This is a genomic window from Faecalicatena contorta (assembly GCF_021531995.1).
Classification (GTDB): Bacteria; Bacillota; Clostridia; order Lachnospirales; family Lachnospiraceae; genus Dorea_A; species Dorea_A contorta_A.
This window is the reverse complement of record NZ_JAFBIZ010000029.1, coordinates 18905-29092: the sequence shown is the minus strand read 5'-3', so window position 1 is coordinate 29092 and position 10188 is coordinate 18905. Positions and strand designations below refer to the sequence as shown.

General features: G+C 43.5%; 8 protein-coding genes. All 8 read right to left on the bottom strand.

Annotated features, from left to right (window positions below; translation table 11 throughout):
• Positions 1 to 29: 29 nt before the first annotated feature.
• The 8 genes from JQM82_RS05905 to JQM82_RS05870 all read right to left on the bottom strand — a co-directional run bounded on the left by JQM82_RS05905 (position 30) and on the right by JQM82_RS05870 (position 10134).
• On the bottom strand, positions 30 to 2003 hold the full coding sequence (locus JQM82_RS05905) for a hypothetical protein (RefSeq protein ID WP_235249128.1): 1974 nt from the start codon (positions 2001 to 2003) through the stop codon (positions 30 to 32).
• Between the two features lie 93 nt (positions 2004 to 2096).
• Complete coding sequence (locus JQM82_RS05900) at positions 2097 to 4619, bottom strand: rhodanese-like domain-containing protein (protein WP_235249127.1); 2523 nt, start codon at positions 4617 to 4619, stop codon at positions 2097 to 2099.
• A gap of 130 nt (positions 4620 to 4749) precedes the next feature.
• Positions 4750 to 5778: a hypothetical protein gene (locus tag JQM82_RS05895; protein WP_235249126.1), complete on the bottom strand. Its 1029-nt coding sequence runs from the start codon at positions 5776 to 5778 to the stop codon at positions 4750 to 4752.
• Between the two features lie 237 nt (positions 5779 to 6015).
• Positions 6016 to 7299: a hypothetical protein gene (locus tag JQM82_RS05890; protein WP_235249125.1), complete on the bottom strand. Its 1284-nt coding sequence runs from the start codon at positions 7297 to 7299 to the stop codon at positions 6016 to 6018.
• A 69-nt stretch (positions 7300 to 7368) separates the two neighbouring features.
• Positions 7369 to 8358: a rhodanese-like domain-containing protein gene (locus JQM82_RS05885; protein ID WP_235249123.1), complete on the bottom strand. Its 990-nt coding sequence runs from the start codon at positions 8356 to 8358 to the stop codon at positions 7369 to 7371.
• A 14-nt stretch (positions 8359 to 8372) separates the two neighbouring features.
• Positions 8373 to 8804: a C-GCAxxG-C-C family protein gene (locus tag JQM82_RS05880; protein WP_235249122.1), complete on the bottom strand. Its 432-nt coding sequence runs from the start codon at positions 8802 to 8804 to the stop codon at positions 8373 to 8375.
• 13 nt (positions 8805 to 8817) lie between these two features.
• Positions 8818 to 9798, bottom strand: coding sequence for an arsenosugar biosynthesis radical SAM (seleno)protein ArsS (gene arsS, locus JQM82_RS05875; RefSeq protein ID WP_235249130.1), 981 nt, complete (start codon positions 9796 to 9798; stop codon positions 8818 to 8820).
• A gap of 3 nt (positions 9799 to 9801) precedes the next feature.
• Entirely contained in the window at positions 9802 to 10134 is a 333-nt protein-coding gene (locus JQM82_RS05870) for an arsenosugar biosynthesis-associated peroxidase-like protein (RefSeq protein WP_235249121.1), read from the bottom strand.
• Between the last annotated feature and the right edge of the window lie 54 nt (positions 10135 to 10188).

Here is a 10188-nt window from a genome sequence, read left to right as displayed (position 1 = left end):
CCATTATATTACACTATTCTATATGATTATTATTTCCCCGGAACCCACTTTCCTGTTTCGTCCACATAGTACTTATTATTATCCACTCTTTCACTGACAGCCATTGTTCCATCTGCTTTCAGATAATAGTTGCCTACCCAGCGACTGGTCACTTTCTTTCCATCAGACGCAAAATAATAATATGTTCCGTCAATAGAAAGCCAGCCGGTCGCCATCGCACCACTGCCTTTCAGATAATAGGTATCCAGAAGCCACTCATCATGGAGCATGATCCCTGTCGTATCACTAAAATAATACCAGATATTATTAATCTTCTGCCAGCCATAGACTCTGGCACCACTGGTTCTGAGATAGTACCATTCTCCGGAAAGCTTCAGCCAGCCGGTCGCCATTGCTCCGTCTGCCTGTACATAATAAGTCGCATCGATCCACTCCTCTGCATGCATAATACCCGTTTCTGCATCCAGATAGTACCATTTGTTCCCGGATTTTTGCCAGCCAGTCAATTTTTTCCCACTGCTGTTCAGATAATACCAGTGTTCCTCTCCTTCTTCGGAAAGTTTCAGCCAGCCGGTCGCCATTGCTCCGCTGCTCTTCAGATAATAGGTGTCCTCAATCCATTCATCGGCATGCATGACGCCTTCGGAGTCAAAATAGTACCATACATTTTTGATCTTCTGCCAACCGGTCACACAATACCCGTTCGAGTTAAAGTAATACCACTTTTCATCGATCTTTCTCCAGCAACTCTTTGGATATGTTCCATCTGCATTACGGTACCACCATCCTCTGGAATCATGATGCCATTCACCTGCCGCAGGATCCGGTTCTTCTTCCGACACTTCATATTCTATCACAATCGGATATAAAGACATGCTGTTTATGGTAAATGTCACTCTGTTACTTGCCTGACTGAATTCCAGTTTCTGGAGTTGATTCTCACTGTCAAGATAATATACATGTTTCACTTGCTTATTCATGTCTGTTTTTTCGGTAATTTTGTATTCCCCTGCTGCAAGTTTTGATACTTCCCACCGATGTGGATTGACAATTTTCAGATCAATCACATCATAATCTGTGCTCTCTAATCCGCTGACTATGTCTGGATCCAGCTCTTTATCGAGTAAGAGATAATCTTTAAAATCCATCCCTGTTGCAACCGTATTTCCGGACAGACTGGTAATCGTCGTATCATTCTGATGTGCGTCTTTTTTATCTACCAGCTGAATCGACTCAACCCTTGCACAATTAGAATGATTGTAGGTATACTTTCCGGCACCGTATTCAGACTTGTCTTTCACAGTGATCGGTAATGGTTCCATATCATAGGTATCATTTTCAACCGTAACCATATAAACCACATCTTCCAGAAGTTCTTCTCTCAGATACCCCTTTTTATTGGTAGTTTCAATGGTTTCTACATCACTGACCAGTTTAAATCTGATATTCTGCATAAGCCCTTCATAATAATAAACCGGAAGATTGATCATGACTCTGTGATCCGGATCCGGCTCTTCTGTTTCTCTGCGATACAGCTGAAGGCTTTCCACTTCAGGGTAATCATACTCCGTCTGATAATTTTTGATATCCACCGGTATTCCGTTCCTGATCCATAGATATACATTATTCATCTCATAATCAGAATCCTCCGCATAGATAATATAGTTATGATCATTTACCAGATTCAACTCCGGAAGGACTCCGTTCTGCGATGTAATCGTCTGTTCAATTTCCTGCTTAGTGCTATTATAAATAACAAATTTTACCGGCTGTTCGATTGCCTTCGTCACAATCGGACTGACAGTGTCATTTACAACCTCTTCGACTGTGATTCCCTGAACCTTTACTCTTTCTTCCGAAAATACATCCTTTTGCTGATATGCCGGAATATCATGATACACCGGTATGGAAGCCGCCTTTACTTCTGTTCCGGCTGCTGTACCCGCCACGACCAAAATTGCCAGAGCCACAGATAACAGCTTTGCAAGATATTTCCCTTTCATGTGCACAATTCACACTCCTTTTCCCTGTATAATCAGAGGTGCAGAATATCTTCTGCACCTCTCGGTTTCAGGAATTATTACTTGCCTGATATATTATTTGGTTTTGGAAGGATCCCATTTTCCATTTTCGTCAACATAGTACTTACCACCGTCAACCCATTCGGATGTTGCCATGGTTCCGTCTTCGCTCAGGTAGTAATTGCCAACCCATTTGCTTACTACTTTTTTACCGGTAGATGAGAAGTAATACCATGCTCCGTCGATTTTCTGCCAGCCTGTTGCCATTGCTCCGCCGGCTTTCAGATAGTAGTTTCCATCCGGAGTCCATGCTTCTTCCAGCATGTATCCTTCTGTCTTATCCATGTAATACCATACATTCTTAGACTGTACCCATCCGGTTACCATCTTGCCGCTGCTTGCGAAGTAATAATAATCACCCTCGATTAGCTGCCAGCCGGTTGCCATTGCTCCGCCTTTCTTCAGATAATATGCATTACCGTCTTCATCTACGATACCTGTTTCTTCCAGCATGATACCTGTTTCATCATCCATGTAGTACCATTTTCCACTGGATTTCACCCATCCGGTTACCATCTTTCCATTACCTGCAAGATAGTACCAGCCTTCTTCCTGTGGTAACCAGCCAGTTACCATTGCTCCGTTTGCATCCAGATAATAGTAATCCTCACCGTCTTCCAGCCATCCATCTGCTAACATCACGCCGTCTTCATCAAAGAAGTACCACTTGCTGTTGATCTTCTTCCATCCAGTCTCACGATATCCCTTTGCATCAAAGTGATACCAGTATCCGTCAATCTGCTTCCAGCATGCCTTTGGATAACTTCCATCCGGATTCTTATACCATACACCAACGGAATCTGCTACCCATTCGCCTTCCACGATCAGATTTGCTTTTACAATTTCACCTGCTGCACCGCCCTGAATAATGAATAATCTGTCAAGTGAGATTCCTACATCCATCATCAGTGATACAGCTGTCTTTGCCAGTTTGTTACCGGAATTGCAAAGAATGTAGATCGGTTCCTCATCACTGAGATAATTTTCTACTGCAAATGCAGCAAGTTCATTTAATAATTCTGCCTGGATAACTCCATCCTCATCTAATACAGGCATAGATACAGAACGTCTCAGATGACCAGCTTTGTATAAAGAAGCTTTTCTGGTATCCAGCATATGTACACCACTGTTTGCATCATTTGCAGCATCTACTGCTGTCTGAGCATCTACATAATTCCATTCGATCGGATCATTGAAACGATCTGTTGTCAGAGCTGCTTTAATGTCTGTATCTGATGCACCTTTTACGATCGTAAAGATACGCTCCGGTTCTACACCTGCTGTAAGAAGGTTCAGTGTAGCTCTCTGTGCACCTTTCACTCCACCCTTACATAAAACGTAGATTGGCTGTGTTGTGCCTACAAAACGCTGTGCATATGTCTGCATGACTTCATCCAGAGATGGATCATCTAACGGGAACTGCGGGCAGAACATGGAACCCGGAACATGTCCCACTGAATTGCGTGTCTCTAATTCACGAACATCCAGAATATTAGCAGGCTCTTTCAATGCATCTGCGCCGGAGATTGTATTTGCTCCGCTTACATTAACTGTAACATCTTTTTTCTCTTCCTGTCCCTTTAATCCTACAGATAACTTGTATGCTACCGGAGAAGTTGTTGCGTTCACCGGGAAGGAAACTGTAACTTTCTGCTCTGTTGCTGTTCCGGCAAATGTACCAATACTTACACCATCTGCAGGGTCTGCGGTTACTTCCAGATCTGCAGTATCAAGACCTGTACCTGCAACCGTAAGTTCAACTGTTCCATTCGCATAAGCAGCCGTTTCTGCGGATGCTGTTACAGAAGTGATTGCTGCATCTGCAGCCGGTGTCTCATCCTTAATGATCTGAATATCAGCTGTCTTATAATTGGATGATGTCATATCGGAAGATGATGGATAGAAGCGAATCGTCCAATTCAATACATCATCAAATTCACCCAGCTGGCTGTATGGAACGAATGTGATCGTTACTCTCTGTTTTGCACCGGTTCCTTCTCTCTTTACCTCGTACTTGGAACCATCGATTGTCTTGTTGATTCCCTCTTTTACGCGGATGCCCACTTCCTGCAGATCCTGTCCTTCCACATCATAGACAAATTCTGTTTTTCCATCTGCAAGAAATGTTCTGGAAACCAACGTAACTCCTGTAATTCCTGTATTTTCAGCTGCTTCCTGAGTAATTTCTGTTTTGATACCATCCAAAATAACTGTCAGTGTACGCGCCTCAGTTCCTGGGTTCTCAAAAAATCCCACAGCAGTTCGAATACTTGACATTACATCTACGTAATAATCCTGTTCTTCTTCCAATTCCTGATCTCCTACCCATACAGACCAGTCTTCTACTTCGCCATCCGTAGTAAAAATGATATACCCGCCTGTCGCAGGGATACTAGTTTTATTCGGCGTTACCGTCGTTGCCGCCTGTACAACCGCCGGCGTCTCTGTCTCCACTGCGTCTGCTGCCATAACAGTCAGCCCACTCTGGCTGAATACCATTACTCCGGCAAGTAAAAGAGCATACATTCTCTTTCTCATTGCTATCTCCTCCTTTTTTATACCTCTTCAATAGCATATATATAATTTACTATACTTTATATCATAGCAATCTTTATCTATGGCGTCCAATCGACACTTCCCATATATACGTGCTATTTATTGATTATATCTATCTTGTTTTTCCCGGGACCCATTTCCCATTTTCATCTACATAGTACTTTTCCTGATCTACCCATTCAGCTCTTGCCATGGTTCCGTCTGCTTTCAGGTAATAATTTCCTACCCACTGACTGGTTACTTTCTTCCCTTTTGTATTGAAATAATAGTAATCTTCACCAATCAGGAACCAGCCGGTCACCATTGCTCCGCCCGTCTTTAGATAGTATGTATCCTCCAGCCACTGATTTTCATACATGATTCCGGTTGTCGGATCCAGATAATACCAGATATTATTAATGATCTGCCAGCCGGTCAGTTTTTTTCCACTGCTGTTCAGATAATACCATTTACCATCAAGTTTCAGCCAGCCGGTCGCCATTGCTCCACTGCCTGTCACATAATAGGTGTCATCAATCCATTCTCCCGCATGCATGATTCCAGTTACTTTATCGAGAAAATACCATTTGCTTCCGGACTTCTGCCAGCCGGTCAGTTTTTTACCACTGCTATTCAGATAATACCATCCTTCTTCAAGCTCCAGCCAGCCGGTCGCCATCGCTCCATTGCCTGTCACATAATAGAGGTCATCAATCCATTCATCTGCAGCCATGATTCCGGTAGACAGATCGAAATAATACCATTTACTCTTGATCTTCTGCCATCCACTCACACGATAACCGGATGAATTAAAGTAATACCACTCTCCGTCAATCTGCTTCCAGCATGACTTCGGATATGTTCCGTCTGCGTTTTTATACCACCAGCCGACAGAATCTTTTCTCCATCCTCCGGTATCCGGATTTTCCGGCTCTCCGGAAGATCCATCCCTGACATATTCGAACGTATAATTCCTTCCATTATCTACAAAGTCCTTATTAGCATCAATGTTCGGAGCCTTTACCATCTTGTATCCAGGTATCTCTTTTGGCAAAATGTCAAACTGCTGTACCATAGAAACAGAATATCCATAGAAAATATCTGACTCGGCCAATATTTTCCCGGTTCCCTGCTCAATATGATCAACTACAACTTTTTTCATGTTGGACGGGCCACATTCTACGAACTCAGATTCGCCTCTGACAGCCTCATTATTAACAGTCAGTGTTACAACCGGATCTTCGATAAAGTGAACTCCATCCAGCGCAACCTGAAGTGTATATGTTTTATTGGTTCCACAGTATCTCGGAGGCAGAATCTCTATTGTCTGTGTATTTCCATCTCCAACGACACCATTTTTATTTGGTCCTGCGATTGCAACGAATCGTACAGTTCCATCTCACTCCGGGATATCATACACCGGCCAGATCACTCCATTTTCATCAATGGCACGCACCCTGGTTACGGTTGGATCCATATTGGTTCCATAGAGAGTCATCACCGTTTTCAGTTCACCAAGCTGTTTGGATACAACAACCGTAATATTCTTATTGTCTCCCACACCTTCCAGCTTATTGTTTCCGGTAATGGTCGCCATGCTCAGAACCTGGGCATTCTTATCTGTTCCTTCCGGAAGTACCGTTACAACAGCCCTTTTCGCCGGATTTTCCACAGTTCCTTCATTGACGGTATTTCCATTCACCTTTACACTAAGTATATAGGATATTGCTTTCTCCGTATCATTTGCGGGAAGTTCATAGGTAAGAGTCGGTTCTGCACCAGGAGTAACTGCTACTGCAATCTCTGTCGGTGTCTCTGTCTCACCTGCCAAAAGAATCTTTCCTTCGATGGAAGTCGCTTCGTCCAGCCTGGTTCCCTTTAAAGTTGCCGTAATCGTACCGCCATTGTGATCAAGAATCGTTTCGCTCAATTCTACAGAGGAAGCACTTGGATTGGATGTAATTGACCAGCAATCGTATTCCATCTTAACTGCAAGTGTCTTATTGTCCTCCGTCGCATAAAATGCACCTTCCTGGATATACAGCGCAGAAGTCCCTGTTATCGCAATGTTTTCTCCAAACGTAATTGTGATTACATTGGAAGATACGGTAACACGATCATTCTCGCCAAGTTCTATGTGATTGTCATTTGCATTGTTTTGACTCGCAATAAAAATCTTAGACTTGTCAATCGGCGATGTATCCACAGCCGCATCCAGTGTTGCTACAACCGTTCTGGCATCCAGCATTTCCACTTTCCGGTAAGTTCTTTTTATTGTGTCAGCCTTTGGATCCTGTGTTACAACAGCCTGTGCCTGTCCGGTAATACTGCTGCCATCTTTGATGCCTGCCGTAATGCGATATTCCATTCCATTTTTCATGGTATTAGCCGGAATCTGTATTGTAGCTCCTGATTCAGTGATCTCCAGAACCGTAGCTTTCAGCCTGCTGTCCATATCGATCCCGTATTCGTTATACGTATGTACTTCTATTCCCCAGTTCTCTGCAGTCAGCCCTGTTCCGGTCACATTGACCTGCACTACTCCTCCTGCATTAGATACATGCTCCGGGGATACAACGATATTGCTTATCTGAGGTTCTGCCGCCAGCACAGTAATCCCACTTTGACTGATCATCAAAGCAACTGCCAGCAGACATGCCCACATTCTCTTTCTAAATTTCATTCTATTGCTCCCTTTTGTTCATCTCTTTTCTGATCTCTCTGATTGAGTTTCATCCTCCCTTAAAGAAGACTACTCAACTTCGCCTACAACTGCCCATCTCCAGAATGACTGATCATAATTGTATGAATTTTCAAATCCACACATTTCCATTACCAGCTGCATATACGCAGACCGGATACCTCCTGTACAATATGTAACAATCTTATCTTCTTTGGTAAGACCTGCATTCTCAAACATCTGAATCAGTTCTTTGTTTGGCTTTAATGTGCCATCTTCCTGGAACAGATCCGTATAACGGATATGAATCGCCCCCGGCAGATGTCCGCCCTGCGCTTCTTCATAAAGCACTGCACCATCATATTCTTCATCTGTACGAACATCTACAATCTTATATTCATCATAGTTGTTCTGAAGTTCTTCAGTTGTCATGACATGACTGTAATCAATCTCATCAATTGTCACTTCCTGAGCCTGTGGTTTTGATGCAAGAAACTGTGTCGGTGCTCCGGCCTCTTTGATTGCACTGTAGCCGCCGTCTACCATTTTTACATCTGTATAACCTGCTGCCAGAAGCTCCCAGACAAGTCTGGCGTCATCTCCCCAGCCATTCAGTGTCTCACCCAGAACGATCACTTCCTTATCCCGGGTGATTCCAAGATTGCCGAGAGTCTGAGACAACGTTTCAGGCGGCTGGATACATCCCCATGTTTCATCTCCGGCTTTTCCATCCTGAATGGACCAATCCTGCCATACAGTTGCAATTGCACCCTCAACGGTACCAAGTATCGCCTGTTTTTCTCCTCTTCCATCTACAAAGATTGTATCTTCGGCCCCAACCCGACCTGCCGCATACTGCGCATCTACAACCCATGTCCCATGGAATTTTCCGTCATCCGGTATTTCTTCTTCCTGCTCTTCTCCTTCCGCCTGATTCTCATCTGCGTTTTCTTCTATTTTTTCTCTCTCAACAGGATCTGACTTTTCCTTTGCACATCCGCCAAGTACACTACAGCCAAGAACCAGCGCAAGTCCAAGAGCAATCAAAGATCTTCTTTTCATCTTTCCCCTCCTTTCTATACCATTTCGTCGAGAATTCCAATCACCTCTTTTACAAGTTCCGGACAGAATGACATTATCCTTCCACTTTCAAGAGCTTCCTGAAATCCTTCCGGTGTTGAGACATCATAACCCAGAAGTTCTTTACAATTACATGTCGTACGGTTTTCAAAATACTTTTTCTTGAATTCCGCACTCTTTGCCATCATGATATCTTTTTGAGCCAGAAGCTGTTCTGGATCATAATGTCCATATTTGAGGCCAATTACCATCAATGCACCAGTGAATGCACCACAGGTATCTGCCTGCATCATACCACCGCCAAAACATGCAGCAATCTTATTGGCTACATCCTGAGAAATTCCCATCTGTTCTGCAAAATTGGACAACACAACCTGCGAACAGTCATAGCCTTCTATGAATTTTTCTCTTATTGCTTTTTCTTCCATTATCTCTTCCTCCTTATTCCGTTGCGCCTCCACAGCTGGATCCCTGGCCGGCGGTACATCCATAACAATGTTTTCCAAAACAGATTCGTCTCTTCTCATATGCTTTATCTGTCAGGTCGCTGATCATCTCCCCTGAAAGAACCGGAAGCTGCGCCGCCTGATTAAAATCACAGTCATAGAGTCTGCCATCCCATCCTACAGAAAGCTGATTTCTGCACATCATGGTAGGCAGTGTCGCTGCATTAAATGCTCCGTACAGTTTTTGAAGATATCCTTCCAGGTTGCCGGAACGCTTTAAGAATGCAGCAAATCTTCCTGTCGGATTATTCGTAATCGTAAACAGATGATTAAAAACGATTCCATGATCGTTCATCAGACGTTGTTTATATTCTGTCTCCATTGCACTCTGCTCTGGTGGAAAGAATGCCCCATTCGGATTGTAGACGAGATTCAGCACCAGTTCCGGATTCCTTCCGTATCCAAGCGCATTGAGATTCTGAAGCATCTGGATCACTCCATCGAAAGTACCTTCCCCGCGCTGTCTGTCTGTCTCTTTTGCACGATAATAAGGAAGAGAAGCAACAATTTCTACTTTATGATCGGCATAAAACTGTGGAAGATGTGCATACTTCTCTTCCAGAAGAATTACAAGATTAGAACGGACGATCACATGATCACAAACTTTTGCCATCTCCTCTACAAACCATTCAAAGTCCGGATTCATCTCCGGTGCTCCTCCTGTAATATCCACCGTCGCAAATCCCCAGTTTTTGCAGACCTTGATGCAATCTTCCATCACCTTCCTGGACATGATCTCTGTTCTTTTCGGTCCTGCTTCCACATGACAATGTTTACAGGCAAGATTGCATAATCTTCCAACATTAATCTGCAGTACTTCCAGAGAATCCAGCGTCTCCATCAAAGATTCATCCTGAATACAGTTTTCAAATGCCGGAACACTCGTTGTCTCGGCAAGTCTTATCATCTCTTCCATCATCTAAAACTCCAGTTTCTTTACGATATTTTTCATCTGCACTCCGTGAGCCAGACTCGCACCCCCGCGAATCGCGCATGCCACATGAATCGCTTCTGTCATCTGCTCCTCATTCACACCTTTGTTCAGGCAGTCATTCGTGTAAGAGTCAATACAGTATGGGCACTGAATTGCGGAAGCTACTGCCAGCGCAATCAGAGACTTTTCTCTTGCAGTTAAAGCACCATCTGCAAAAACACTGCCATAATATTTCATAAAAGCATCCCATAATTCCGGTGCTTCCTCCCCCATTGTTCCAAACTTTGCCAGATCTTCCGGATTATAATATGTATCCATTTTCTACCTCCAATTTTATATTGAATCCAAGTATATAATATATAGTATAATTTT